We start from the raw sequence: 26,482 nt of genomic DNA on the forward strand, positions 1-26,482 counted from the left end.
GATCAAGGCCTAACAAGATCCGACGATCCGGCGTGGCGAGCGCTGGGCGTTAAGGTGGCCAACGCTTTCCGATTGAAGTGATGACCGGTCGGACGCTGCGCAGGGCGCGCAGTGGAGGAAGCATTGCGGGGGAGGAGTTTCCCGATGGCCATGACTGGGACAGTCAAGTTCTTCAATGGTGAGCGCGGCTACGGCTTCATCAAGCCGGACGACGGTGGACGCGACGTGTTCGTGCACATCACGGCGGTGGAGCGCGCGGGCTTGAAGGATCTGACCGAGGGACAGCGTATCAGCTTCGAGGTCGAGCCGGACAAGAAGGGCAAAGGCCCGAAGGCGGTGAACCTGGTCCTGTCGTCATAGCGCGAGCCCGCGGAAGGCACGCAGCAGCGTGACTTGCTCCAGCGGGCGTGCCGACGTCATTCACTGAGTGGTTTGGAAGCTGCCGGCAGCGCAGTCGGCTCGCGTGCTCAGCCTTTGCTGATCGGCGCGCGCGTCCTGCGCGTGATGGCGCACGCCTCCCGGTCAGCTTGTGAGGTCAGCTTGTCGCGTCGGCTCGTCACGTCAGGTCGCGCGACTCGTCACGACAAAAAAATTCCGGCCGCGTGAGCGGCCGGAAGGTCGTCGTTCGACGTTTCTTCTTCCTAATTTTTGTTGCTATCAGAAGTGGAAGTTGATGCCTGCACGGATCAATCCAGACCGATAGTCGTTCTTCGCCCCCGTGATCACGAAATTGCTGCTGTCGAGATCGACATAGAGATACTCGATCTTGGCGCTCCAGTTCTGTGCCAGGCCGAACTCGGTGCCGACACCGAGCGTCCAGCCGACAGTCGTGTGCGATTCCGACAGACCGAACGTCTCGGCGCGCAGCGAGCCGAAGGCGAGACCGCCGGTGCCGTAGAACAGGATGTTGTTGAAGGCGTAGCCGGCGCGGCCGCGCAAGGTGCCGAACCAGGGGTTCGAGAACTTCCACGGCGCGAAGGTGTCGTTGGCGCCGGTCAGGTTGAAGTCGCCCTCGGCGCCGAACACCCACGGGCCGTTCTGCCAATTGTAGCCGGCGGTGATGCCGCCGGTGAGGCCGGACGGCTTGGTCGGGTTGTTGCCGACCGTGCCCCATTCATAGCCCAGCGTGCCGCCGAGATAGGGGCCGGCCCAGCTGTAGGCGTTGAGGGGCTGGTTCACCGTATAGGGCGCCTGGCGCCCGTAGCCGAGATCGGCCGCCTGCGCCGCCACCGATCCGAGAGCCGCTGCGCCCAAGCCCGCCGCGGCGGCAGCACCGACCAAGAACCTGTTCATCGCTCACTCCCACGCACTCGCCGCTGCCAGCCGGACCTGCGCCGCGCGATGCGCTGCGCGGGCCGGAATGGTTACGGAACTCCGTCTTTTTTCGTGAGCATTTATCGAGAGTTTTAGGTTAAGCCGTTGTTAAGCCCGGTTAGCGATCGATTAATGTGCTTAACGAAGCGTTACCGCCCCCCTTGTCTGCCCTGCCCTGTGCATGGCGCCAGCGCATGCTGGCGGGACGGCGCCGCAGCGCTTAATTTGTCGGACATGACCACCCACAGCTCCGATCCACCCAAGGCGCCAGCGCCCGCAAGCCGGCGTGGCGCCGGGGCCGACCTGCCACCCGAGGCCATCGACACGCCCGATCTGGATCCTGCCGCCGCGACGGACGAGGATGATGACGGCCGCCTGCCGGAGCTGACCGAGGAGAGCGCGGAGGCGGTCGGCGAAGGCCCGCTCGCGATCGGCCATGCCGCGATCGAGAACGCGGTGCGGCTGGCGCCGACCTCGCCCGGCGTCTACCGCATGCTCAATGCGGCGCATGACGTGCTCTATGTCGGCAAGGCCAAGAACGTCAAAAAGCGCCTGTCGTCCTATGCGCGCGCCAATGCGCCATTGCCGGCGCGCATCCTGCGCATGATTGCCGCCACCGTGACCGTCGAAATCGTCTCGACCGGTACGGAGACCGAGGCGCTGCTGCTGGAAGCAAACCTCATCAAGCAGCTCAAGCCGCGCTTCAACGTGCAGCTGCGCGACGACAAGTCGTTCCCCTACATCCTCATCACCGGCGACCATTGGGCGCCGCAGATCCTCAAGCATCGCGGCGCGCAATCGCGGCCCGGCCGCTATTTCGGCCCGTTCGCCTCGGCCGGCGCGGTCAACCGCACCATCACGGCGCTGCAACGCGCCTTCCTGATCCGCTCCTGCACCGATTCGTTCTTCGAGAGCCGCACCCGTCCCTGCCTGCTGCACCAGATCCGCCGTTGCGCCGGTCCGTGCACCCAGGAGATCGACTTCCCCGGCTATACCGAGCTGGTGCGCGAGGCGACCGACTTCCTGTCCGGCCGCAGCCAGGCGGTGAAGGCGCTGCTCGCGACAGAGATGGAGAAGGCGTCCGGCGAGCTCGAATTCGAGACCGCCGCGGTCTATCGCGACCGCCTCGCGGCGCTGTCGGCGATCTCCTCGCAGCAGGGCATCAACCCGCGCACGGTCGAAGAGGCCGACGTGTTCGCCATCCATCAGGAAGGCGGCTTCTCCTGCGTCGAAGTTTTCTTCTTCCGCACCGGCCAGAACTGGGGCAACCGCGCCTATTTTCCGCGCGCGGAGAAGAGCTACCTGCCGGAGGAGGTGCTGTCCGCCTTCCTGTCGCAGTTCTACGACGACAAGCCGCCGCCGAAGCTGATCCTGCTGTCGCACGAGATCGAAGAAGCCGAGCTGCTCGCCGAGGCGCTGTGCGTGAAGGCCGGCCACAAGGTCGAGGTGTCCTGCCCGAAGCGCGGCGAGAAGAAGGACCTCGTCACGCACGCGCTGACCAATGCGCGCGAGGCGCTCGGCCGCAAGCTCGCGGACACCGCGACGCAGAGCCGGCTGCTGGAGGCGATGACGACGACGCTCGGCCTGCCGCAGACGCCGAAGCGCATCGAGGTCTACGACAACAGCCACATCCAGGGCACCAACGCGGTCGGCGCGATGATCGTCGCCGGCCCCGACGGCTTCATGAAGAACCAGTACCGCAAGTTCAACATCAAGTCGGAAGGGCTCACGCCCGGCGACGACTACGCGATGATGAAGGAGGTGCTGCAGCGCCGCTTCAAGCGGCTGGTCGCGCCCTCGGAAAAAGACCTCGCGCGCGCGGCGAAGGAGGACGACGTGCCGCAATGGCCCGATCTCGTCATCATCGACGGCGGCCGCGGCCAGCTCAATGCCGTCCGCGAGATCTTCACCGAGCTCGGCGTCACCAAGGTGGCGCTGATGTCGGTCGCCAAGGGCCCGGACCGCGACGCCGGCCGCGAGACGCTGTTCATTCCCGAGCGCGAAGCAATCAAGCTCGAGCCGCGCGACCCCGTGCTGTATTTCATCCAGCGCCTGCGCGACGAGGCGCACCGCTTCGTCATCGGCTCGCACCGCAAGCTGCGCAAGAAGGACATCCGCGAAGCCGGCCTGCAGGAGATCCCCGGCATCGGCCCGTCGCGCAAGCGCGCGCTGCTGCACCATTTCGGCACCCTGAAGGAAATCGAGCGCGCCTCGATCGCCGACCTCGGCAAGGTCCCCGGCGTGAGCGCCGAGAGCGCGCGCAAGATCTTCGAGTACTTCCACAGCAACGCGGGTTGAGGGGACCGGACGACCAACCGGCTTCCCGGGTACAGCTTGGGCCCTGCTCTCTCCACGCTGTCATTCCGGGGCGCGCGCAGCGCGAGCCCGGAATCCATAGCCACAGGCAGGCGTGGGGGATGGGACAGGCCGTAGCGGCATCTCGCTCCAAAATTGATGATCGTGGTTATGGATTCCGGGCTCGCGCTGCGCGCGCCCCGGAATGACGGAGAGCGGTGGGCCTGATCGGGCTCCCCAAAAGGGCGGCGCAGACCGCACGCAGAAAGTATTTTACCCGGACACAAATATCCAATATAGACCCGGGCGAAATTCAGGAGCCTCCCATGACCCCCGATCAGCGCAAGGCGGCCGTCGCCGCCTACAAGGAGCGCAAGACGCCGGCCGGCATCTACGCGGTGACCTGCGCGGCCACCGGTGCGCGCTGGATCGGCTCTGCACCCGACCTCGACAAGATCCAGAACCGCCTCTGGTTCACCCTGCGCCAGGGCGGCCACCGCCGCGGCGGACTGCAGGCGGCCTGGACCGCCCATGGCGAGAGCGCGTTCAGCCTGGAGGTCATCGAGACCTTCGACCAGGAGGCGCTGGCCTATGTCCGCGACCGCCTGTTCGCGGAGCGCCAGGCGCATTGGTGCGCGGTCCACAACGCGGAGGCGATCTGAGCCCATTCACGACCGTCCATCGCGCATCTGTCATTGCGTCGCAATATGATCGGCCGGCCATGCAGCGCCGCCCGCCGATCTCGGCACTGGCGCGAGCACGTATCGTTGCTTAAGGAAGCGTTAGCGCTCTTCTTGCTCCCGGCAGGAGAGTTCCCATCTGCGCAAAGACTTCGTTGCGAACAGCGTCATATCTGCGTCATCCTGCCCAGGCTGATCGGCTCGGAGGTTGACGTTCGAACGGCGGCAGTATTGGTACACCGGATGAATATTGCGACCACACGCGTGCCCAGCAAGACGTCGACGTCCCTGCCGAACATCCTGACCTATACGCGCATCGCCGCGATACCGGTCGTTGTCGGCTGCATCTACGCGCAGTCCATCATGGATTATCCGCTGTGGCTGCGCTGGGTCGCAGTGGCCGTGTTCATTGCCGCCGGCGTCACTGATTACCTCGACGGCTACTACGCCCGCATCTGGAACCAGCAATCGGCGTTCGGCCGCATGCTCGACCCGATTGCCGACAAGCTGCTGGTCGCCTCCTGCCTGCTGATGCTGGCCGCCGACAACAGCATCCATGGCTGGACGCTGTGGGCGGCGATCGTGATCCTGTGCCGCGAGATCCTGGTCTCGGGCCTGCGCGAATATCTCGCCGCGCTCCGGGTCAGCGTGCCCGTGACCAAGCTCGCGAAGTGGAAGACCACGATGCAGCTGATCGCGATCGGCTTCCTGCTGGCCGGCGAGGCCGGCGACCAGCTGGTCCCGGTGGTGACGATGATCGGCATCGTGCTGCTGTGGACCTCGGCGATCTTCACGATCTACACCGGCTACGACTATTTCCGCTCCGGCATCCACCACCTCATCGAGGAAGACTCGCGATGAAGGTGAAGTATTTCGCCTGGGTGCGCGAGCGCATCGGCAAGGCCGAGGAGACGGTCGAGCCGCCCGAGAGCGTGCGCACCGTGGGCGAGCTGATCGCCTGGCTGACCGAGCGCGGCGAGGGCTACGCCTATGCGTTCGAGAAGCCGAAGGTGATCCGCGCCGCGATCGACCAGTCCCATGTGCAGGCGGATGCCGCCATCGCCGGCGCCCGCGAGATTGCGTTCTTCCCGCCGATGACCGGCGGCTGAAGCCACAGAAGACCATCCATGACCGCGATCGTCACCGTGCGCGTGCAGCGCGAGGATTTCGACACCGCCGCCGAGATCGCGGCGCTCAGCCATGGCCGCAGCGACATCGGCGCAATCGTCAGCTTCTCGGGCCTGTGCCGCGGCAACGACCACGACACGCCGATCTCAGCCCTGACGCTCGAACATTATCCGGGCATGGCGGAAGCCGAGATCATGCGCCATGCCGAGCAGGCGATGGCGCGCTGGCCGCTGCAGGGCCTCACCGTGATCCACCGCTTCGGCCGCATCACGCCCGGCGAGAACATCGTGCTGGTCGTGACAGCGTCGAGCCACCGAAGGGCGGCGTTCGAGGCGGCCGAATTCCTGATGGACTATCTCAAGACCAACGCGCCGTTCTGGAAGCGCGAGGAAACCGACGACGGCGGCAGCTGGGTCGAGGCCAAGAGCCACGACGATGCCGCCGCGGCGCGCTGGACAAAGTGATGACGAAGAAAGCGAAGGCGGCTGCGCCGCGCAAGGCGGCCCCGCCGAAGCTGCCGAAGGTCAATGCCGGCGAGCTGGTCACCCTGCTCGACTACCTGCGCTACGCGGTGAGCCGCTTCCAGGACGCCGAGCTGGTGTTCGCGCACGGCACCACCGATCCGGTCTCGGAGGCCGCCTTCCTGATCGGCGAAGCCCTGCATCTGCGCCCCGACCAGTTCGAAACCTTCGTCACGGCCCGGGTCACCGCCGCCGAGGGCAAGCAGATTCTCGACCTGGTCACGGCCCGAATCACCACGCGCAAGCCGGCGGCCTATCTGGTCAACAAGGTCTACATGCGCGGCCTGCCGTTCTATGTCGACGAGCGCGTCATCGTGCCGCGGTCGTTCATCGGCGAGCTCCTGGAGACGCATTTCGGCGGCGCCGAGGGCGACGGCACTTCGCTGATCGACGATCCCCTTGCGGTCGACAGCGTGCTCGACCTCTGCACCGGCTCGGGGTGCCTCGCGATCCTGGCCAGCCGCCACTTCCCCAACGCCGTGATCGACGCCGTCGACATCTCCAAGGACGCGCTCGCGGTCGCCGCGAAGAACGTCGCCGACTACGACCTCGCCGAGCGCCTTTCGCTGCACCGCGGTGACCTGTTCGCGCCGCTCAGCCAGCGCCGCTATGACCTGATCATCACCAATCCACCTTACGTCGATGCCGAGGGCATGGCGGCGCTGCCCAGGGAATGCCGTGCCGAGCCCGCGCTCGCCTTCGACGGCGGCGACGACGGGCTCGACATCATCCACCGCATCCTCAGCCAGGCCCGCGACCATCTGACCGCCGAGGGCGGCCTGCTGTGCGAGGTCGGCCGCGACCGTCCGCAGATCGAAGCCGCCTACCCGGACCTGCCGCTGCTGTGGCTCGACACCGAGGACTCCGAGGGCGAGGTGTTCTGGATCACCGCGCGCGATCTGGTCTGACGGCGCGTCGGCGCGAATTGACGCAGCGACTTCCAATATCCGGCACCCTTCACTGCTGCTGTGCAGAAACCGCTCACCAGGGCAGCGGGAACGCCGGGACCTTTGACGTTTCCGTCCGTCCGCGAAACTGATAGCTTGCCGCCGGCCCGGATCATCGGCTGACGACGTCGGCGCGCGCATTCAGGCCCCTCAGGCACGATCCGTTCGGCGAGCTGTTCTGGCAACCGGTTCGCCACTTTTCCGGATCATGCTGCCGCCGTCGCACAACCTGCCTCAACCGCCCCGAGAGGTCCCCATGCTGGACAAGAGCCCCCGCCCCGCCGTCACCGTCCCCAACGATCTTGCCGCGCATTGGATGCCGTTCACCGCGAACCGCGCGTTCAAGAAGAATCCGCGGCTGCTCGCCGGCGCAGAAGGCATGCACTACATCACCGTCGACGGCCGCAAGATCATCGACGCCGCCGCCGGCATGTGGTGCTGCAACGCCGGCCACGGCCGCAGCCAGATCGCAGAAGCCATCGGCAAGCAGGCCGCCGCGCTCGACTACGCGCCGCCGTTCCAGTTCGGCATTCCCCAGGCGTTCGAACTGGCGAACCGCATCGCCGACCTCGCTCCCGCCGGTCTCGACCACGTGTTCTTCTGCAACTCCGGCTCGGAGGCGGCGGACACCGCGCTGAAGATGGCGCTCGCCTACCACCAGATCAACGGCCAGGGCAGCCGCACCCGCCTGATCGGCCGCGTTCGCGGCTATCACGGCGTCGGCTTCGGCGGCACCTCGGTCGGCGGCATCGTCAACAACCGCAAGCTGTTCGGCACCCTCTTGACCGGCGTCGACCACATTCCGGCGACCTATGACCGCGAGAAGCAGGCCTTCACCAAGGGCGAGCCGGAATACGGCGCGCATTTCGCCGACGAGCTGGAGAACCTGGTTGCGCTGCATGGCGCCAACACCATCGCCGCCGTCATCGTCGAGCCGATGGCCGGCTCGACCGGCGTGATCCCGGCGCCGAAGGGCTATCTCAAGAAGCTGCGTGAGATCACCCAGAAGCACGGCATCCTGCTGATTTTCGACGAGGTCATCACCGGCTTCGGCCGCCTCGGCCACGCCTTCGCCGCCGAGCGCTACGGCGTGACGCCCGACCTGCTCACCTTCGCCAAGGGCGTCACCAATGGTGCCGCCCCGATGGGCGGCGTGCTGGTGCGCGACACCATTCATGACGCGTTCATGAGCGGCCCGGAGCATCTGGTCGAGTTCACCCACGGCTACACCTACTCGGCGCATCCGATCGCCTGCGCCGCCGGCCTCGCCACGCTCGACATCTATCGCGATGAGAAGCTGTTCGAGCATGCCCGCGGCATCGAGCCGAAGTTCGCCGACGCCGTGATGTCGCTGAAGGGCCTGCCCAACGTGCTCGACATCCGCACGGTGGGTCTCACCGCCGGCATCGACCTCGCGTCGCTCCCCGACGCCGTCGGCAAGCGCGGCTACTCCGCGATGGAGCACGCCTTCCACAACACCGACCTGATGCTGCGCATCGCCGGCGACACCCTGGCCCTGACCCCGCCGCTGATCATCAACGAGGACCAGATCGGCGAGATCATCGACAAGGTCGGCAAGGTCATCAAGGCCGTGGCGTAAGCAAAGCGGCGATTGGATTGCACCAACGAAAATGGCGGCTCGCGTGGCCGCCATTTTTTTGTCCTCGCAACCATCGCTCTCGGACGCCGCCCCGGAACCGGCGCTTGCGCTGCTTGATTCATTGCGGGCGGGAGGCTCGACACCTCTGGCACCCGGGCACGACTTCTGGATATGACGGCCCGAGCTGACGATCGATGACCGCGGCGAGACATCATGACCGATTTGTTTGCCGGCACTGCAGACCACTATCGACGCTTTCGTCCGCCCTATCCGCAAGACGTGTTCGACTGGATCGTCACCCAGCACAGGCTCGACGGCACCGGACGGCTGCTCGACTGCGGATGCGGCACCGGGCACGTGTTCGTTGGACTGGCCAAGCGGTTCTCTCAGACTGTCGCCATGGACCCGGACGCCGAGATGCTGGCCGCGGCGAAGACAACGGCCGCCGTCGAGCGGATCGCATCGATCACCTTCATGCCTGGTCGTGCCGAGACGATCCCCGATGCGATCGGCCCGCTACGCCTCGCCGCATTTGGAGCGTCGTTTCATTGGACCGACCGCATTGCGGTTGCGCGGCGTCTCGACAGATTGATCGAGCCCGACGGTGCGATCGTCATCCTGTCCCCCGGCAGCTTCTGGTCCGGGCGGGAGTTCGAATGGAAGGGCGTCGTGCTCGACACCATCAAGCGCTGGCTGGGCCATGAGCGGCGAGCCGGCGCCGGAACCTATTCAGCGCGGCCGTTGCATCAAGAGTGCCTCGAACAGACCCCCTTCCGGGCGCTCACGGAAGCGACCTTCGTTCAGTCCTATGTTTGGACAACGGACAGTCTCATCGGCTACCTGTATTCGACGTCATTCGCGTCGCGGGCCATTCTCGGCGACAATGCCGCGAATTTCGAGATGGACCTGCGCGCGCGGCTGTCGCGGCTCTCTGCTAATGGCCTGTTCGACGATGAGATAGAGCATTCCTTGATCTCGGCGCGGCGGGCTTGATGGCGAGCGTCTGTCGGTTGGGTCGCTGCCGCCGCCCTTGACGGATCGATCGCGCGGCGCCCCAACAGCGAAGTTCCTTCATCTTAACGGCCGTCGCAAAGCCTCCTGGTAGACGGAGCCACTCCATCGCGAGATGCGGAAGAATCAAAGGTCACGGACGACTTCGCGCAAGTAGCGGGCGTGAAGCCGGACCGCCTGAACGCGATCGAGAATGCCCGCCCTCTGCAAAGCTACGATGGTGTTCTCGATTGGATCGAAAATGACGTGATCGCCGGAAAGGCGCGTGACGTGATGGGTGAACACATCATTCGCGGACGTAACGGCCGTGACCTTGTTGGTCCTTGCGAGCCTCTGGATCACGCCGGCAGTGTAGCCGGGCTTGGCGGTGGCAGGTCGGATCGACATGGCTCACCTCGACCGATTCTAATACGGGAAATCCAAAAACTCCACTCGGTACAGATTGCCATTACGGGCGGGGGCACCTCCACGAGGTTGGTTGCGCTGGCCTTCCACTGGCAAGCATCACCAATCCGGACCGGCCACGACTCGGGAACCTTCGCAAATCCTCCACGTTCAATTCGCGAGCCGGCGGTTCGCGTGCGGCACATGATCTTTGGAGGACGCACATGCTTGCACCGCCGGGAGAGCTGTTGCGGCTGGGGCTCGAGCAGAGGCTGAACCGCGTCAGGCGCGCCACGCAAGCCTACATGCGCGACCGCGCGCGGCAGGCCACGGGCACGGTGACATCTTATGCCGTAGCTGCGGGCCTGTTCGCGACGGCGGGCATTTTCCTGATCGCGGCCTGCATCGTTGGACTGACGGCGCTGTTCCGCTGGGTGGAGATGACCTACGGCCTGTTCACCGCGTTCGCCGTCGTCGGCGGCATCCTGGTTGGAGTGGCGGTGATCTGCGCCGTCGTCGCGGCGATGAAGCTGCGCAGTCCAGCACCGCATTATCCCTCGCTCGGCAGCCGGCTGCGCGTGGCGATCGCCGCGCCGGTGGCTCGGGAACCCGACGCCGATCAGATCGATCCCGACACGATTCCTCTCGCGCCGACGGCGGCGCACAACAATGGCGGACTCGGTCGCGTCAATATCCCGGTCGGCGTGGCCGTCGCCGCCCTCCTGGTCGGGGTCGCAGCGCTGCGCCGGCGTCACCGCCGCGACGCCGAGGCGTAAAGCCGGCCTGACAGCGGCGCCTCAGTTCGACGCTCATCGAACCGTGACATCAAGGTCTCCGCGAACAGCCGTTCGAAGGCCACGCACGGCCTCCGGCACGTGCTGATCAGCTCGCGCCTGCCCTCCAAGATCGTCCGCGCATCCCTCATGTCCAAACGTGTCTGAGGGGCGAGACCCATCCGTTGTTATACGGGATCGATAAAGTACGATGACACTCCGCCTGTCCGCATGAAATTGCGTAAATGACACGCGGCAGGGAATTCGTCGGCCTGTCCCGGTATTTGAATCCTGCCGACTATCCTCGCGAATCAACAGAAGTGCTAAGGTTGCGTTGGTTGGGAGCGTCGCGCCGAATGATTCGTATCTCCACGATTTTCATCGCCATCTGCATGGTTCTGGTCGCAGCGTCGCTCGGCCTGATCCTGTATTCGATGGCCGGCATCAGCGGCTCGGAATCAGCGATCGTGGCGCTGGCCGCCCTCACCTTCCTCATCCTCTACAACGCCGTCTCGATGCGCCTGCGCGACCGCTCCGACGTCGGCAGCCAGATCGCCGATCTGTCGCGCGGCACCGCCGATCTCGCACGCCAGGTCGCCGAGTTCGGTCGCAGGCTGTCCGCCATTGAAGGCCGCGTGGTCTCGTCCAACTCGGTCAGCGCCGACCGCCTGCAGGGTGTCATCGGCGAGATCAACGAGCTCGGCGGATTGATGAAGCAGCTCGCCGTGACGGTGGCGCAGCATGAGGATCTGATCGCGGCGATCCCCGCCCAGCCAACAACGGCTGCGGCTGTTGAACCCGCACGCCCGGCGCAGGCGCCCGTGGCGCCGATCGCACCGCCGGAGATCAAGGCTGCGGCGCCGCAGGTCCCGGACATCAAGGTCCCCGAACCGAGGCCCGCTCCGGCGCCGACGACCAGCGCCGCCATCGCCCCCGGGCCGACGATGTCCATGAGCCCCGCTTTGCCGCCCGTCGGTCAGGCGGGTGCGGGGGCGTTGAATGCGGGCTTCTCTCCGGCGCCGGTCATCACGGCCTCAGCGCCCGCTGCCGCCCCGGCGGTTCCGCGCAGCCAGCCGCAGATCCTGGCCGCAGTGAAGGGCGCGATCGAGGAGAACCGCCTCGACATCTATCTGCAGCCGCTGGTGACGCTGCCGCAACGCAAGGTGCGGTTCTACGAGGCGGTGACCCGGCTGCGTGACGACCGCGACCAGGTGCTCGCGGCGGAGGACTTCATCGGCACGGCCGAGGCCGCCGGCCTGGTCGGGCGTATCGACCACATGGTGATGCTCCGCTGCGTGCAGGTGCTGCGCCGGCTGATGGTGCGCAACAAGGAGGTCGGGATCTTCTGCAACGTCTCGGCCGCGACCTTGAGCAGCCCGTCGAACTTCTCGCACTGCCTGGACTTCCTCGAGGCCAACCGCGCGCTTGCGCCCTCGTTCGTGCTTGAGTTCAAGCAGGCGACCCTGCGCGGCCTCGGGCCGACCGAGACCGAGCATCTCGCCGCGCTAGCCCAGCGCGGCTACCGCTTCTCGATCGATCACGTCACCGACCTCAGGTTCGAGCCGCGCGAGCTCGCCGACCGCGGCGTCCGCTTCATCAAGGTGCCCGCCGCGCTGCTGCTCGATCCCCGGCAGGGCTCGGTCTCCGACATCCATCCGACCGACCTGTCCGACCTGCTCGGCCGCTTCGGCATCGACCTGATCGCCGAGCGCATCGAGGGCGAGCGCAGCGTCATCGACCTGCTCGATTACGACGTCCGCTTCGGCCAGGGCTTCCTGTTCGCTCCGCCGCGGCCATTGCGGCCCGATGGCCCATCTGCTACCGGCGGGACCGCCGCGCCCTCGCCCGGAGGCGGGCAGGACATCAAGATTCAGGATCCCAATGCCGCCGGTCCCCATGCATCCGATGCCTCCTCCGCCAGCGCACCGCGCAGCGTCGGCAACGCTGCGCTGGCCCGCCGCGTCGCCGGGCCGGTCTGATCCGCGACGCCTGTCATGACGGCCCTGCACTTCGAAGAGCGGCTGCGCGATCTCGTCGGCCGCAAGCAGGTCGTGCTGAGCGACATCTGGGGCGTGGTCCATAACGGGCTGGAATCCTTCCCCGAGGCCTGCGAGGCGCTGCACCGGTTTCGAAGCCAGGGCGGTACGGTCATCCTGATCACCAATGCGCCGCGGCCGGCGGATTCGGTGCAGCGGCAATTGCGCAAGCTCGGCGTCGCGGACGAGGTCTACAGCGCCATCGTCTCCTCCGGCGACCTGACCCGCCACTACGTCGCCGATCATCCCGGCGGCAAGGTGTTCTGGCTCGGCCCCGAGCGCGACAATTCGATCTATCGCGGCCTCGACGTGACGCTGTCTCCGCTGGAGGACGCGTCCTACATCATCTGCACCGGCCTCTACGACGACGAGACCGAGACGGCCGAGGACTACCGTCCGATGCTGCTGCAAGCGCTGGCGCGCAAGCTGCCGCTGATCTGCGCCAACCCGGACATCGTGGTGGAGCGTGGCGACCGGCTGATCTATTGCGCCGGGGCCATCGCAGAACTCTACCGCGAGCTCGGCGGCGAGGTGATCTTCTACGGCAAGCCGCACCGGCCGATCTACGAACGGGCCATGGCGCTGGCCGAGCAGCATGCGGGCCATGCGGTCGCCCGCGACCAGGTGCTGGCGATCGGGGATTCCGTCCGCACCGATCTCGCCGGCGCGCACGGCTTCGGCATCGACTGCCTGTTCGTCACCCGCGGCATCCATTCCGAGGAATTCGCCGGCGTCGACCAGCTCGATCCGGCGTCGGTCAAGGAGCTGTTCGGCCACCCGCCGCGCGCGCTGATGCGCGAATTGAAGTGGTGACGAAGCCCTGAAATGAAAACGCCCGGCAGTGCCGGGCGTATTTTTTTCGAGAGGCGATGTGCGGCCGGTCAGGCCGTCGCCATGTCCGGGAACACCGCGTCGATCTTGGTCTTCAAGGTCGCAGCGTTGAACGGCTTGACGATGTAGTTGTTGACGCCGGCCTTCTTGGCCGCGATCACGTTCTCGGTCTTGGATTCCGCCGTGATCATGATGAAGGGCGTGGTCGCCAGGTTCGGATCGGCGCGGACCTCGCGGAGCAGGTCGTAGCCGGTCATCGGCTCCATGTTCCAGTCGGAGATCACGAGGCCGTACTTCTTGGCGCGCATCTTGTTGAGCGCCATGGAGCCGTCGCTCGCATCGTCGATGTGCTCGAAGCCGATCTGCTTCAGAAGATTCCTGATGATTCGGATCATGGTGCTGTAATCGTCGACGACCAGCACCGACATCGTCAAATCAACCGCCATCTTGACTCCCCCACACGCGAACACGACGCGCAGACTGTTACCCAAAACGCTCTTTTCGGCTCAGGTCGGAACGACCTCCGCCATCCGCGTCCAGAAGTAGCATCAGCCGTTAAACAGCGCGTTAACTGCGCTGCGGCCGCATGTCGCTATTGCTGCGCTGCATGCGGCGAGGCGCCCCTTTGGCTTGACTTCACGGGGCCGGCCGCACACGGTCAGGGGCAACACGGGCCGGTTGCCGGTCTTGAGAAATCTGCGAGATATTTCCGTAACATGTCTGCTTTCACCGTGATCCGCGATTCCACCCCGCCGTCGGACATCCTGAAGGGCGCGGTGGTGGCGATGGGCAATTTCGACGGCGTCCATCTCGGCCACCGGGCCGTGATCGAGGCGGCCATCGAGATGGGCCGGGCCCATGGCCGGCCGGCGCTGGCGCTGACCTTCGAGCCGCATCCGCGGCGCTTCTTCAGCCCGAGCACGCCGCAGTTCCGGCTGACCGACGAGACTGCCAAGCTGCGGCTGCTGGCGGGAACCGGGCTCACCGGCGCCGTCGTGATGACCTTCGACAAGGGCCGCGCCCAGACCTCGGCGCAGGACTTCATTCACCATGACCTGATCGGCCGGCTCGGCGTGTCCGGGATTGCCGTCGGCTACGACTTTCATTTCGGCAAGGGCCGCGTCGGCTCGCCCAGCCTGCTCGCCAGCGAGGCGCCCAAGCTCGGCATCGAGGTCGACGTCCAGGCCCATGTCGACATCGACGAGCGGCCAGTGTCCTCGACCGCGATCCGGATGGCGCTGGCCGAGGGCCAGGTTGCGGAAGCCACGGCCATGCTCGGCGGCCCCTGGTTCGTGTCGTCGGAAGTGATCCACGGCGAGAAGCGCGGCCGCGACCTCGGCTACCCCACCGCCAACATGCGGCTCGACCGCGATTGCGGGCTGCGCCACGGCATCTATGCCGTCCGGGTCGGCCGCGGCCGCGGGGCGAACCGGGTGCTGATCGACGGCGTCGCCAATTTCGGCCGCCGCCCGACCTTCGACAACGGCGCGCCGCTGCTCGAAACCTTCCTTTTCGACTTCAAGGACAGCCTGTATGGCGAGGTGCTGGATGTCGCCTTCATCGGCTTCATCCGCGAGGAGGCCAAATTCTCCTCGATCGAGGCCCTGATCCGGCAGATGGACGACGACAGCGCCCAGGCGCGGGCCCTGCTGGCGGCCAATCCCGGCCTCTTCCCCCGGCTCGGCGAAATCGGCTAGTCCGTGCGACCGCAGGATCGCTTTGCGATTCCGCAGGCCCCCTGCTAAGAGGGAGCCCCATGTTGATACGGCGCACCATCGGCATTAGCGGCCCGGCTTCCGCCTGAGCTTTTCGAGCTCGGCGCAAGACCGGGATGTCTCTGCTCGTTCCGCCGCCCGCGATTCCAATCGCGCCCCCGCGCCCTCTTTAGCTCAGCAAGCCAGATCACGATGTCCGAGAAGCCGCAAAAATCCGACGCCCAAAAGGCCGACGCAAACGATTATTCGAAAACCCTCTATCTGCCGCAGACGGAATTCCCGATGCGCGCCGGCCTGCCGCAGCGCGAGCCGGAGCTCCTGAAGTACTGGAGCGACATCGACCTCTACGGCAAGCTGCGCGAGACCGCCAAGCACAGACCGAAATTCGTCCTGCATGACGGCCCGCCCTATGCCAACGGCAACATCCACATCGGGCATTCGCTGAACAAGATCCTCAAGGACGTCGTGACCAAGAGCCAGCAGATGCTCGGCCACGATTCCAACTACGTGCCCGGCTGGGATTGCCACGGCCTGCCGATCGAGTGGAAGATCGAGGAGGAGAACTATCGCAAGAAGGGCAAGACCAAGCCCGACTTCCGCGATAGCGCCGCCATGGTCGCGTTCCGCAAGGAGTGCCGCGCCTATGCCGAGCATTGGCTCAACGTGCAGCGCGAGGAGTTCAAGCGCCTCGGCGTGATCGGCGATTGGGATCATCCCTACGCCACCATGACCTATCCGGCCGAGGCGCAGATCGCCCGCGAGCTGATGAAGTTCGCCGCCAACGGTACGCTGTATCGCGGCTCCAAGCCGGTGATGTGGAGCGTGGTCGAGAAGACCGCGCTGGCCGAGGCCGAGGTCGAGTACGAGGACTATCAGTCCGACACGGTGTGGGTAAAGTTTCCGGTGACCTCGCCGGCGCACGGCGCGCTCGCGAGTGCTTCCGTGGTGATCTGGACCACCACGCCCTGGACCCTGCCCGGCAACCGCGCCATCTCGTTCTCGCCGAAGATCGCCTATGGCCTTTACGAGGTCACCGACGCGCCGGCCGACAATTGGGCCAAGACCGGCGACAAGCTGATCCTCGCCGATGCTCTTGCCGAGAGCGTGTTCAAGCAGGCGCGCGTGACGAGCTACACCAAGCTGCGCGACATCCCCGGCGACACACTCGATGCGGTCGAATGCGCGCATCCATTCAAGGGTCTCGCCGGCGGCTACAATTTCGTCGTGCCGCTGCTGTCAGGCGACCACGTCACCGACGACACCGGCACCGGCTTCGTGCACACCGCGCCCGGCCACGGCCGCGAGGACTTCGACGTATGGATGGCCAATGCGCGCGAACTCGACGGCAGGGGCATCGCGACCACGATCCCCTACACCGTCGACGAGAACGGCGCGCTGACCGATCACGCCCCGGGCTTCACCGGCAAGCGCGTCATCAACGACAAGGGCGAGAAGGGCGACGCCAACGAGGCCGTCATCAAGGCGCTGACCGACGCCAACCAGTTGCTCGCGCGCGGCCGGCTGAAGCATCAATACCCGCATTCCTGGCGCTCCAAGAAGCCGGTGATCTTCCGCAACACGCCGCAATGGTTCATCGCGATGGACAAGGACATCGCGGACGATGGGAAAGCCAAGTCCGGCGACACCTTGCGCGCCCGCGCGCTGCGCGCGATCTCGGTCACGCAATGGGTGCCGGCCGCCGGCCAGAACCGCATCAACGGCATGATCGCCAACCGGCCGGACTGGGTGATCTCGCGCCAGCGCGCCTGGGGCGTGCCGATCGCCGTGTTTGTCCGCGAGAAGGGTGACGGCTCCGCCGAAATCCTGCAGGACGAGACGGTCAACGACCGCATCACCGATGCCTTCGCCAAGGAAGGCGCCGACGCCTGGTACGCCGACGGTGCGCGCGAACGTTTCCTCGGCCCCAAGGCCAACGAGGACTGGAAGAAGGTCGACGACATCTGCGACGTCTGGTTCGACTCCGGCTCGACCCATGCGTTCGTGCTCGAGGACCCCGTGCACTTCCCCGGCCTCGCCGGCATCAAGCGCAAGGTCGACGGCGGCCGGGATACGGTGATGTATCTGGAAGGCTCGGACCAGCATCGCGGCTGGTTCCACTCGTCGCTGCTGGAGAGCTGCGGCACGCGCGGCCGCGCGCCGTATGACGTCGTGCTGACGCACGGCTTCACGCTCGACGAGAACGGCCGCAAGATGTCGAAGTCGCTCGGCAACACCGTCGAGCCGCAGAAGGTGATCAAGGACTCCGGCGCCGACATCCTGCGCCTGTGGGTCTGCGCCACCGACTACGCCGACGACCAGCGCATCGGCCCGGAGATCCTGAAGAACACCATCGAAACCTATCGCAAGCTGCGCAACACCATCCGCTGGATGCTCGGCTCGCTCGGCCACTACAAGCGCAGCGACGCGGTGGCGTTCGCCGAGATGCCGGAGCTGGAGCGGCTGATGCTGCATCAGCTGAGCCAGCAGGCGGAGGTGATCCGCCGCGCCTATGCCGCGTTCGACTACAAGACGGTCATCGCGAGCCTCGCGGCGTTCATGAACACCGAGCTGTCGGCGTTCTATTTCGACATCCGCAAGGACACGCTGTATTGCGACCCGCCGTCCTCGGTGGCGCGCAAGGCGGCGCTGACCGCGATCGACCTGATCTGCGACGCCATCCTGAAATGGCTGGCGCCGGTGCTGTCGTTCACGACAGACGAGGCGTGGCGGATGTACCGTCCCGACGCCGAGCCGTCGGTGCACCTGACGCTGTTCCCGGACACGATGGACGGCTATCGCGACGATGCGCTCGCCGCGAAATGGGAGACCATCCGCAACGTCCGCCGCGTCGTCACCGGCGCGCTGGAGTTGGCGCGTGCCGCCAAGACCATCGGCTCCTCGCTCGAGGCGTCGCCGGTCATCTATGTCGCCGACCGCGCGCTGCTCGGCACGCTGTTCGACACGGATCTCGCCGAGGTCTGCATCACCTCGAACTACGAGGTCCGCGAGGGCGACGCGCCGGCCGACGCGTTCCGGCTCGATGCGGTGCCGGGTGTCGCGGTGGTCGTGGAAAAAGCGGTGGGTAAAAAGTGCGCCCGCTCCTGGAAGATCCTGGAGAGCGTCGGCGAGGACGCCGAATACCCCGACGTCTCCCCGCGCGACGCGCAGGCGCTGCGTGAGTGGAAGGCGCTGGGAGTGGGAGTGTGATGCGCGATCGCGCCACACTCAAAAATGTCGTCCCGGCGAACGCCGGGACCCATAGCCCCCGGCCTTGGTGGTGACGAAGAAAGATGACCCAGACCTTCTCCGCCAACACGCATCACGCGGTATGGGTCCCGGCGTTCGCCGGGACGACAGCTGTGTTTAACGCCGGCATCCCGGCATGATCGCCTCTTTGCAATGACCCCCCGCCTCCGCCTCGGCCTCGTCGCCGGTCTCGTCACGCTGGTGCTCGACCAGGTCTCCAAGCTGTGGCTGCTGTTCGGCTTCGACCTGCCCAACCGCGGCACGGTCAAGGTCACGCCGTTCTTCGACCTCGTGCTCGCCTGGAACATCGGCATCAGCTTCGGCTGGCTGCAGAACGACAGTCCGCTGGCGCAATATGGGCTGATGGCGGTGAAGGTCGTGGCGGTGGTGGCGCTGGCGATCTGGATGATCAGGTCGGAGACCAAGCTGGCGACGGCGGCGCTCGGCCTGATCATCGGCGGCGCCATCGGCAATGGCATCGACCGGCTGGCCTATGGCGCGGTGGTCGACTTCGCGCTGTTCCACATCGAGGTCGGCGGCACCGTCTACAACTGGTACATCTTCAACCTGGCCGACGTGGCCATCGTTGCCGGGGTGGCGGGCCTGCTGTATGACTCCTTCTTCGGCAGCCATGCCGCAAAAGCGCCCTGATCGGGGTCGATACGGACAGCTGTCGATCTGCGGCCAAGAGCCTGAGGTTGTTCACGTTTTGGCGATCGGCGCCAAGCCCCCGACGGCGCGCTGGGCGCGGGCCTGAAATCGGTGGGATCGAAAGCCGCCGATCGGAACACGAGCACTGGACGAGCGAGGACAGGAAAGCCATGCGCAAGACCGATGTCAGCGGCCGGATCGTGACCCACGTAGCCCTCCGAACCCTGCGGCTGTCCGCCGTCGCGCTCGGCATCGGCCTGATCATGGCGGGCGGCGTCGCCCGTGCCGAGGACGGCGAAGAGGACGACAAGACCTTCGAAGAGAAGATCATCGACAATCTGATGCGCGGCCTCGGCGGCACCAACATGGAGACGCCGACCATCAATTACCGCGAGCGCTCGCCGCTGGTCGTGCCGCCCAAGCTCGATCTGCCGCCGCCGGCGGGCACCGAAAAGGCCGAGGCGCCGAACTGGCCGAGGGATCCCGACGAGCAGCAGCGCCGCGCTGCCGCTGCCGCGCGCAAGAAGGACAACAAGGACCCGGTCGCGGCGTCGCGGCTGCTGACCCCGGCCGAGCTCAAGGCGGGCCGGGTCGCGTCTTCGAAGACGACCGACACGAAGCAGCCGGGCGTCACCCCCAACAACCCGACGCTCAGCCCGTCCCAGCTCGGATTTAAGGGGACCCTGTTCGGCCTGTTCAAGGGCGGCAACGACAAGGAAGTCGCCACCTTCACCAGCGAACCGCCGCGCGAGAGCCTGGTCCAACCGCCCGCCGGCTACCAGACACCGTCGCCGAATCAGATCTATGGCACTGGCGGTACCATGCAGCCAGTGGGGGGCAAGCAGTTCGACGTTCTGACCGGCAAGGAACGGTGACGCTCGTCCGGCCGCTGTTCACCTGGATCGTCCGCTGCGGCAGCGTTAGCGGATCGGAGATCATGATCCGGAAAAGTCGGAACCGGCTTTCCGAAACCGCCATGCTCCAGCAGAAGACGAGAGCATGATGCTACTCCCTGGAGGCGCATCACGCTCTGACGTTTTGTCGCGGCACGATGCCGTCGCCGTTTTGTGACGCCGGGGTCCGTCACGCGCGGTGTAGCATGCCGCGCCCAAACCCGATCGCCCGTCCCCGGGCCCTCAGAAGGATCATGATGTCCTCGCACCGGTTCTTTTCCGTCGCTGCCGCGCTCGTCTCCCTCGTCGCGTTCACGGCCGGCGCTTCGGCGCAAACGACCTTCGCCTCCGAGCCCCCGGCCAGCTTCACCCTCCCCAACGGCCTGCAGGTCGTCGTGATCCAGGATCACCGTACGCCGGTCGTCACCCAGATGATCTGGTACAAGGTCGGCTCGGCCGACGAGACGCCCGGCAAATCAGGGCTGGCGCATTTCCTCGAGCACCTTATGTTCAAGGGCACCGAGAAGCACCCGGCCGGCGAGTTCTCCAAGACCGTGCTGAAGATCGGCGGCAACGAGAACGCCTTCACCTCCGTCGACTACACCGGCTACTTCCAGCGCGTGCCGCGCGATCAGCTGCCGAAGATGATGGAGTTCGAGGCCGACCGCATGACCGGCCTGGTGCTGAAGGACGAGAACGTGCTGCCCGAGCGCGACGTCGTGCTCGAAGAGTACAACATGCGCGTCGCCAACTCGCCGGAGGCCCGCCTCAACGAGCAGATCATGGCGGCGCTGTACGTCAACCATCCCTATGGCCGGCCGGTGATCGGCTGGAAGCCGGAGATCGAGAAGCTCGGCCGCGAGGACGCGCTGGCGTTCTATCGCCGCTTCTATGCGCCCAACAACGCGATCCTGGTGATCGCCGGCGACACCGACGCCAAGGAAGTGCGGCCGCTGGTCGAGCAGACCTTTGCCAAGATCCCCGCGCAGCCCGACATCGCCGCGCGCCGGCTGCGACCGCAGGAGCCCGAGCCGGTCGCGCCGCGCACGGTCACCCTGGCGGACCCGCATGTCGAGCAGCCCTCGATGCGCCGCTCCTATCTGGTGCCCTCGGCCACGACGGCCGCGCCCGGCCAGTCGGCCGCGCTGGACGTTCTGGCGCAGTTGATGGGCAGCGGCAGCAACTCCTATCTCTACCGCGCGCTGGTCGTCGACAAGCCGCTCGCGATCAATGCCAGCGCGTCCTATCAGGGCACGTCGCTCGATCCGACGCAGTTCTCGATCGCGGCGTCGCCGCGGCCGGGCGTCGAGTTTGCCCAGGTCGAGGCGGTCGTCGACAGTGTCATCGCCGAGATCGCGCAGAATCCGGTGCGCGCCGAGGACCTCGAACGCGTCAAGACGCAGCTGATCGCGGAAGCGATCTACGCCCAGGACAACCAGGCCACGATGGCGCGCTGGTATGGCGGCGGCCTCACCACCGGGCTCAGCATCGAGGACATCAGGAGCTGGCCGGACCGCATCCGCGCCGTCACCGCCGAGCAGGTCCGCGCGGCCGCGCAGACCTGGCTGCAGAAGAAGCGCTCGGTCACCGGCTATCTGATCAAGGACAATGCCGCCAAGCGCGAGGAGAAGCGGTCGTGATGAACACTCTGAGCTTCTCCCGCCGTTTCGCCTGCACCCTCGCCGTCGCCGCTGCCGCGCTCACGATCGCCCCGGCCGCCCAGGCCGCGACCAAGATCCAGCGCCTGGTTTCTCCGGGCGGCATCGAGGCCTGGTTCGTGCAGGACGCGACCGTGCCCTTGATCGCGATGGAATACGCCTTCCAGGGCGGCGCCTCGCAGGATCCGCAGGGCAAGCCCGGCGTCGGCAATCTCGTGGCCGATTTGCTCGACGAGGGCTCCGGCGATCTCGACTCCAAGACCTTCCATGAGCGGCTCGATCGCCGCGCCATCGAGCTCTCGTTCCAGATCGCGCGCGACAATTTCCGCGGCTCGCTGCGGATGCTGCGCGACAACAAGGACGAGGCGTTCGAACTGTTGCGGACAGCGTTGACCTCGCCGCATTTCGACAGTGCCGACGTTGAGCGCATCAAGTCGCAGGTGCTGTCCGGCCTGCGCCGCGAGACCACCAATCCGAGCTCGCTGGCGGGGCGCAAGTTCCTCGAAATCGCCTTCCCCAACCATCCCTATGGCCGTCCCGCCAACGGCACGCTCGACAGCGTGCCGAGCATTACCGTCGACGATCTGAAGGAGTACACGAAGCGCATCCTTGCCAAGGACACGCTGAAGGTCGCCGTCGTCGGCGACGTCGATCCGGCGACGCTCGGCAAGCTGCTCGACCAGACCTTTGGCAGCCTGCCGGCCAAGGCTCAGCTGACGCCGGTGCCCGACGTCGTCGCCACCAAGCCGCCGCAGCGCGTGCAGGTTGCGCTCGACGTGCCGCAGACCGTGATCACCTTCGGCGGCCCCGGCATCCGCCGCCACGACCCGAACTTCATGGCCGCCTACGTCGTCAACCACATCCTCGGCGGCGGCGGGCTGTCCTCGCGGCTCTACAAGGAGGTGCGCGAGAAGCGCGGCCTCGCCTACTCGGTCTATGACGCGCTGCTGTGGATGGATCATTCGGCGCTGTTCATCGGCAACACCGCCACCCGCTTCGACCGCGCCGGCGAGACCATCGCCGCCGTCGAGCAGGAGATCCGCCGCATCGGCGAGGAAGGCCCGACCCAGCAGGAGCTCGACGAGGCCAAGTCCTACATCAACGGCTCGCAGATGCTGGCGCTCGACACCTCCTCCAAGCTGGCGCAGGCGATGCTGCAATACCAGCTCGACAAGATGCCGATCGACTACATCGAGAAGCGCAGCGAGATCGTCAACGCCGTGACGCTCGACGATGCGAAGAAGGCCGCCAAGCAGCTCTGGAGCCAGGGCCTCCTGACAGCAGTGGTCGGACGTGCGCCGCAAGCTGCCGCCGAACCGTCCCAGGCGCCGGCGACGGCGCCCGTGACGAAGACGAACTGAGCGGTCGGATCGCGCGTCCCGCTTCAAGGTCACCGCTGTTAGTTGCACGTCATGCCCGGGCTTGTCCCGGGCATCCACGTGTTTGGGGTCCCTGATCGACGTCGATACCTGGGCCTTTGCCGCGCAGGCGACACGAGCCCGACGATGACGGATCGATCGTAGCCGACGACCGCAGCCGCCACAAAGATGGTGTCGTCCCGGCCTTGAGCCGGGACCCATGCCCCCAGGAAGTGGTTTTGGGGCCGACTGGTCATTGGCATTTTGCTCGTCACGCCTGCTCCGGCGTATGGGTCCCGGGTCGGCGCCGTCAGCAACGCTTCGCGTCGCTGACGGCTTGCCCGGGACGACAGCGGAGAGCAGCGTCGCTAATTCTGATTAAAATAAATATCTTGCTATTTTTCGGAAATCATGATTATCTCCGCGCATCCCGCCTCACCGCAGAGGGGCGTCAGCGCGCGATCGTCACGACACGCGAGGTGGGGATGCGATGGCCGCGATGGAGCCGCAGCATGCTGATCCAGCGTGCCGACGAACGGCTTGGCGCGGACGTGAAGTCGCAGGGTCCTGATACCCCGACGCTGGTATCAAGCCGCATGGCGCCGATGCGCCGCGTGGTGATGGTGGCCAACAAGCCCGGCGCACCAGGGAGACTGCGTATAAGCGTGAAAACCATCGCGCGGGGAATGCCGGGATGTCTCGGCTGAACCTGTGGTACCTGCCGCCTGCATTTTTTTCGCAGGCGGGCCATGGGTGCGGCCAGCGCCCGGCATTCCCCGCGCCCTCTGCACTGTCTGCGAGGGACGAGCTGAGAGCAGACCTCGGGCGCAATGTGCCGCGAGAACGAGATGCCGTGTCCCGTGCTGTTTGAGATGTGAAACCGACCACAAGCGACGCTGCCGTAGGGTGGGCAAAGGCGCGCCCCCGATCTGCGTTGCGAGCCAGGCTCTATCCCGCGCCGTGCCCACCATGGAGCTCCGAGTACGCCGATGCGCGGTGGGCACGCTACCGCCCTGCGGGCGTCCGCTTTGCCCACCCTACAGACTAAAAACTCCGCTGTCGTCCCGGACAAGCCGCGACGCGCGTAGCGCGGCGTGGCGCCGATCCGGGACCGATACACCGCAGCCGGAGTGATGCGGAGGGTGTCAATGACCAGCCTGCCCCAAACCACTCCCTGGAGTTATGGATCCCGGCGTTCGCCGGGATGACGGCGGAGGTTTTGGTCGCCGTCGCGGGCCGACAGTAGCGGCCGGATGTAGACCCCCGAGCACTCCGCCGCCAAACCCGCTATGGTGCACGCAGCTTTCGATTCCACCCTGGTGCCCCATGCTGCGGATTTCCCGCGACCTTGCCATCGACGAGAACGACATCGAGATCTCGTTCGTCCGCGCCTCCGGCCCCGGCGGCCAGAACGTCAACAAGCTGTCGACGTCGGCGCAGTTGCGCTTCGACACCAGCCGCATCACGCTGCCCGAGGATGCCGCCGCACGGCTGGCCCGTCTCGCCGGACAGCGCATGACCAAAAACGGCGTCATCGTCATCCAGGCCGAACGCTTCCGCACCCAGGAGCGCAACAAGGCTGACGCCATCGACCGTCTGGTGGCTCTGCTGAAGGAAGCGATGATCAGGCCGAAGGTGCGCCGTCCGACCAAGCCGACCTTCGGCTCCAAGCAGCGCCGCCTCGAAGGCAAGAAGCTCCGCAGCGACGTCAAGGCGGGACGCGGCGCGCGCCGTTTCGACGATTAGATCGATATCATCGCGATCCAGCGAAAACGTTGACAGGGGACGCGTGGCACCCCCAAGCCAGCGCGTGATCGCAATCACCTTCAAATCTCGTGCCGCGCGCTCGACGATCGATCACACGACGATCAGTCTGTGTTGCTGACGCACCTTCCGCGCTGCAACCACCTGCGCCCGCTTTGTTCTCGCTGAAACAGCCGGCTACTACCACCGTGCATCGGCTGCGACCTACGCTCATGAAAAACGACGAGAGCGAGGAAAGATGTCGGGACGGCGTGCGGCGCAATATGCGCTTGTTGTCTGCGGGCTGATGGCTTGCGCGGTGCTGAGCAGCACGCTGACATCGGCGCAGATGGCGCTGCCCTCACCCAAGCCCGTCGATGGCGCGACCTTGTTCAAGCAGCAATGCGCCGTCTGCCACACGCTGAGCAGCAGCGAGCCGGTGCGGCAGGGGCCACCGCTGTCCAAGGTCGTCGGCCGCCGCGCCGGCTCGGTCGACGGCTTCCGCTACTCGGCCGGCTTCGCCAAGGCCGATTTCACCTGGGACGAGGCCAAGCTCGACGCCTGGCTGAGCAATCCGCAAGAGCTGATCCCCGGCGCCGTGATGGCCTACCGCCAGGCCAAGCCCGACGTTCGCGCCGCGATCATCAACTATCTGAAGGACAATTGAGATGGCAAAGCCCGTGCATTCGATGATCCGCGTGTTCGACGAGGCCAAGGCGCTGGACTTCTACAAGCGCGCGTTCGGCCTGGAGATCGCCGACAATCTGCGCTTCGACGGCTTCGCGCTGATCTATCTGCGTCACCCGTCGTCGCCGTTCGAGGTCGAGCTGACCGTCAATTTCGACCGCAAGGAGCCGTACACACTCGGTGACGGCTACGGCCATCTCGCCGTCGTCGTCGACGATCTCGATGCCGAGCATGCCCGCTTCGAGCGCGAGAAGCTGGCGCCCGGACCGTTGCGCGACTTCAATCACAATGGCGCGACCTTGGCGCGCTTCTTCTTCGTCAGCGATCCCGACGGCTACAAGATCGAGGTCATCCAGCGCGGCGGCCGCTTCGGCTGAGCCGCAGAACGACGCAACGACACAAACAAAAATCACGGAGGAAAGTGCCATGAGAGAAGTCGATCGCCGCAACAAATACGACCGCCGCATCTTTCTCAAGGGCGCGGCCGCGACCGTGCCGGCCGCCGCCGTCGCCTCCGCGACCGGCGTCGGGATCACCGAGGCCTGGGCCGAGGATGCCAAGGCGCTGACGCCGGAGACGCTGAAGACCCTGGTCAAGGTCGCGCGCGACATCTATCCGCACGACTTCCTCGCCGACCGTTACTACATCGCCGCAGTCAAGCCGTGGGACGGCAAGGCCGCCGCGGACGCCGCCGTCAAGGCGATGATCACGGATGGCGTTGCCCGGCTCGACCAGGACGCGAAGGACCGCCACAAGGTTCCGTATGCGCAGGTGCCGTGGGAGACAGACCGCGTCGCGCTGCTGCAGGGCATCGAGCAGACCACCTTCTTCAAGACGCTCCGCGGCGACCTCGTGGTGTCGCTCTACAATCAGAAAGAGCTCTGGCCGAAGTTCGGCTACGAGGGCTCCTCCGCCGAGCATGGCGGCTACATCAACCGTGGCTTCTCCGACATCGACTGGCTACCCAAAGCCTGACGCCGGCGAACAACAAAGAGAACACGGAGGAAACCA

The 26,482-nt window shown here is 66.1% G+C and carries 26 protein-coding genes; 23 read left to right on the forward strand and 3 right to left on the reverse strand.

Annotated elements, in window-relative coordinates; all coding sequences use genetic code 11:
- The first annotated feature begins 144 nt into the window (after window positions 1-144).
- Entirely contained in the window at window positions 145-360 is a 216-nt protein-coding gene (locus ACQR07_RS28380) for a cold-shock protein (RefSeq protein ID WP_006612991.1), read from the forward strand.
- 297 nt (window positions 361-657) lie between these two features.
- Here the strand turns inward: ACQR07_RS28380 and ACQR07_RS28385 are convergent, their stop codons facing one another.
- Window positions 658-1,293 carry an outer membrane protein gene (locus tag ACQR07_RS28385; RefSeq protein WP_434905388.1) on the reverse strand — a complete coding sequence of 212 codons (636 nt, stop codon included), beginning with the start codon at window positions 1,291-1,293 and terminating at the stop codon, window positions 658-660.
- A 255-nt stretch (window positions 1,294-1,548) separates the two neighbouring features.
- Between ACQR07_RS28385 and uvrC the strand changes: the two genes are divergently transcribed.
- From uvrC to ACQR07_RS28425, 8 genes are all read left to right on the forward strand, one after another.
- Window positions 1,549-3,612, forward strand: coding sequence for an excinuclease ABC subunit UvrC (uvrC, locus tag ACQR07_RS28390; RefSeq protein ID WP_434905389.1), 2,064 nt, complete (start codon window positions 1,549-1,551; stop codon window positions 3,610-3,612).
- Between the two features lie 323 nt (window positions 3,613-3,935).
- Window positions 3,936-4,271: a GIY-YIG nuclease family protein gene (locus ACQR07_RS28395; RefSeq protein WP_434905390.1), complete on the forward strand. Its 336-nt coding sequence runs from the start codon at window positions 3,936-3,938 to the stop codon at window positions 4,269-4,271.
- 261 nt (window positions 4,272-4,532) lie between these two features.
- The gene (gene pgsA, locus ACQR07_RS28400; RefSeq protein WP_434905391.1) at window positions 4,533-5,150 is read left to right on the forward strand and encodes a CDP-diacylglycerol--glycerol-3-phosphate 3-phosphatidyltransferase; all 618 of its coding nucleotides are present in this window, start codon (window positions 4,533-4,535) and stop codon (window positions 5,148-5,150) included.
- On the forward strand, window positions 5,147-5,398 hold the full coding sequence (moaD, locus tag ACQR07_RS28405; protein WP_434905392.1) for a molybdopterin converting factor subunit 1: 252 nt from the start codon (window positions 5,147-5,149) through the stop codon (window positions 5,396-5,398). The genes pgsA and moaD overlap by 4 nt, the downstream gene beginning before the upstream one ends.
- An 18-nt stretch (window positions 5,399-5,416) precedes the next feature.
- Window positions 5,417-5,881, forward strand: coding sequence for a molybdenum cofactor biosynthesis protein MoaE (locus ACQR07_RS28410; RefSeq protein WP_434905393.1), 465 nt, complete (start codon window positions 5,417-5,419; stop codon window positions 5,879-5,881).
- A complete protein-coding gene (gene prmB, locus ACQR07_RS28415; RefSeq protein WP_434905394.1) occupies window positions 5,881-6,846 on the forward strand; it encodes a 50S ribosomal protein L3 N(5)-glutamine methyltransferase in 966 nt (321 codons plus the stop codon). The genes ACQR07_RS28410 and prmB overlap by 1 nt, the downstream gene beginning before the upstream one ends.
- 295 nt (window positions 6,847-7,141) lie before the next feature.
- Window positions 7,142-8,485 (forward strand): aspartate aminotransferase family protein, encoded by a 1,344-nt coding sequence (locus ACQR07_RS28420; RefSeq protein WP_434905395.1) that lies wholly within the window; start codon window positions 7,142-7,144, stop codon window positions 8,483-8,485.
- 213 nt (window positions 8,486-8,698) lie between these two features.
- A complete protein-coding gene (locus tag ACQR07_RS28425; RefSeq protein WP_434905396.1) occupies window positions 8,699-9,478 on the forward strand; it encodes a class I SAM-dependent methyltransferase in 780 nt (259 codons plus the stop codon).
- 144 nt (window positions 9,479-9,622) lie between these two features.
- On the opposite strand, the gene ACQR07_RS28430 is transcribed toward ACQR07_RS28425, so the two are convergent.
- Window positions 9,623-9,883, reverse strand: coding sequence for a hypothetical protein (locus ACQR07_RS28430; protein ID WP_434905397.1), 261 nt, complete (start codon window positions 9,881-9,883; stop codon window positions 9,623-9,625).
- Window positions 9,884-10,104: 221 nt separating this feature from the next.
- On the opposite strand from ACQR07_RS28430, the gene ACQR07_RS28435 reads away from it, so the two are divergent.
- From ACQR07_RS28435 to ACQR07_RS28445, 3 genes are all read left to right on the forward strand, one after another.
- Window positions 10,105-10,656: a phage holin family protein gene (locus ACQR07_RS28435; RefSeq protein ID WP_434905398.1), complete on the forward strand. Its 552-nt coding sequence runs from the start codon at window positions 10,105-10,107 to the stop codon at window positions 10,654-10,656.
- A 353-nt stretch (window positions 10,657-11,009) separates the two neighbouring features.
- On the forward strand, window positions 11,010-12,632 hold the full coding sequence (locus ACQR07_RS28440; RefSeq protein ID WP_434905399.1) for an EAL domain-containing protein: 1,623 nt from the start codon (window positions 11,010-11,012) through the stop codon (window positions 12,630-12,632).
- 15 nt (window positions 12,633-12,647) lie between these two features.
- On the forward strand, window positions 12,648-13,502 hold the full coding sequence (locus ACQR07_RS28445; protein ID WP_434905400.1) for a TIGR01459 family HAD-type hydrolase: 855 nt from the start codon (window positions 12,648-12,650) through the stop codon (window positions 13,500-13,502).
- Window positions 13,503-13,570: 68 nt separating this feature from the next.
- On the opposite strand, the gene ACQR07_RS28450 is transcribed toward ACQR07_RS28445, so the two are convergent.
- On the reverse strand, window positions 13,571-13,966 hold the full coding sequence (locus ACQR07_RS28450; RefSeq protein WP_434869381.1) for a response regulator: 396 nt from the start codon (window positions 13,964-13,966) through the stop codon (window positions 13,571-13,573).
- A gap of 270 nt (window positions 13,967-14,236) precedes the next feature.
- Between ACQR07_RS28450 and ACQR07_RS28455 the strand changes: the two genes are divergently transcribed.
- The 11 genes from ACQR07_RS28455 (at window position 14,237) to ACQR07_RS28505 (ending at window position 26,446) form a co-directional block, all read left to right on the forward strand.
- Window positions 14,237-15,217 carry a bifunctional riboflavin kinase/FAD synthetase gene (locus tag ACQR07_RS28455; RefSeq protein WP_434905401.1) on the forward strand — a complete coding sequence of 327 codons (981 nt, stop codon included), beginning with the start codon at window positions 14,237-14,239 and terminating at the stop codon, window positions 15,215-15,217.
- Between the two features lie 210 nt (window positions 15,218-15,427).
- Window positions 15,428-18,442: an isoleucine--tRNA ligase gene (gene ileS / locus ACQR07_RS28460; protein ID WP_434905402.1), complete on the forward strand. Its 3,015-nt coding sequence runs from the start codon at window positions 15,428-15,430 to the stop codon at window positions 18,440-18,442.
- A 192-nt stretch (window positions 18,443-18,634) separates the two neighbouring features.
- Window positions 18,635-19,132 (forward strand): signal peptidase II, encoded by a 498-nt coding sequence (lspA, locus tag ACQR07_RS28465; protein WP_434905403.1) that lies wholly within the window; start codon window positions 18,635-18,637, stop codon window positions 19,130-19,132.
- 170 nt (window positions 19,133-19,302) lie between these two features.
- A complete protein-coding gene (locus tag ACQR07_RS28470) occupies window positions 19,303-20,007 on the forward strand; it encodes a hypothetical protein (RefSeq protein ID WP_434905404.1) in 705 nt (234 codons plus the stop codon).
- Window positions 20,008-20,279: 272 nt separating this feature from the next.
- Window positions 20,280-21,665 (forward strand): M16 family metallopeptidase, encoded by a 1,386-nt coding sequence (locus ACQR07_RS28475; protein ID WP_434905405.1) that lies wholly within the window; start codon window positions 20,280-20,282, stop codon window positions 21,663-21,665.
- Window positions 21,665-23,044 (forward strand): M16 family metallopeptidase, encoded by a 1,380-nt coding sequence (locus ACQR07_RS28480; protein WP_434905503.1) that lies wholly within the window; start codon window positions 21,665-21,667, stop codon window positions 23,042-23,044. The genes ACQR07_RS28475 and ACQR07_RS28480 overlap by 1 nt, the downstream gene beginning before the upstream one ends.
- Before the next feature lie 509 nt (window positions 23,045-23,553).
- Window positions 23,554-23,748 carry a hypothetical protein gene (locus ACQR07_RS28485; RefSeq protein ID WP_434905406.1) on the forward strand — a complete coding sequence of 65 codons (195 nt, stop codon included), beginning with the start codon at window positions 23,554-23,556 and terminating at the stop codon, window positions 23,746-23,748.
- A gap of 619 nt (window positions 23,749-24,367) precedes the next feature.
- Window positions 24,368-24,787 (forward strand): alternative ribosome rescue aminoacyl-tRNA hydrolase ArfB, encoded by a 420-nt coding sequence (gene arfB, locus ACQR07_RS28490; RefSeq protein WP_434905407.1) that lies wholly within the window; start codon window positions 24,368-24,370, stop codon window positions 24,785-24,787.
- A 346-nt stretch (window positions 24,788-25,133) separates the two neighbouring features.
- Window positions 25,134-25,451, forward strand: coding sequence for a c-type cytochrome (locus ACQR07_RS28495; protein ID WP_434905504.1), 318 nt, complete (start codon window positions 25,134-25,136; stop codon window positions 25,449-25,451).
- Between the two features lies 1 nt (window position 25,452).
- Window positions 25,453-25,848 carry a VOC family protein gene (locus ACQR07_RS28500; RefSeq protein ID WP_434905408.1) on the forward strand — a complete coding sequence of 132 codons (396 nt, stop codon included), beginning with the start codon at window positions 25,453-25,455 and terminating at the stop codon, window positions 25,846-25,848.
- 49 nt (window positions 25,849-25,897) lie between these two features.
- Window positions 25,898-26,446, forward strand: a complete 549-nt coding sequence (locus tag ACQR07_RS28505; RefSeq protein ID WP_434905409.1) for a gluconate 2-dehydrogenase subunit 3 family protein — start codon at window positions 25,898-25,900, stop codon at window positions 26,444-26,446.
- Window positions 26,447-26,482: the final 36 nt, after the last annotated feature.

Source organism: Bradyrhizobium sp. HKCCYLS20291 (assembly GCF_051167715.1).
In the GTDB taxonomy this organism is placed as follows: domain Bacteria; phylum Pseudomonadota; class Alphaproteobacteria; order Rhizobiales; family Xanthobacteraceae; genus Bradyrhizobium.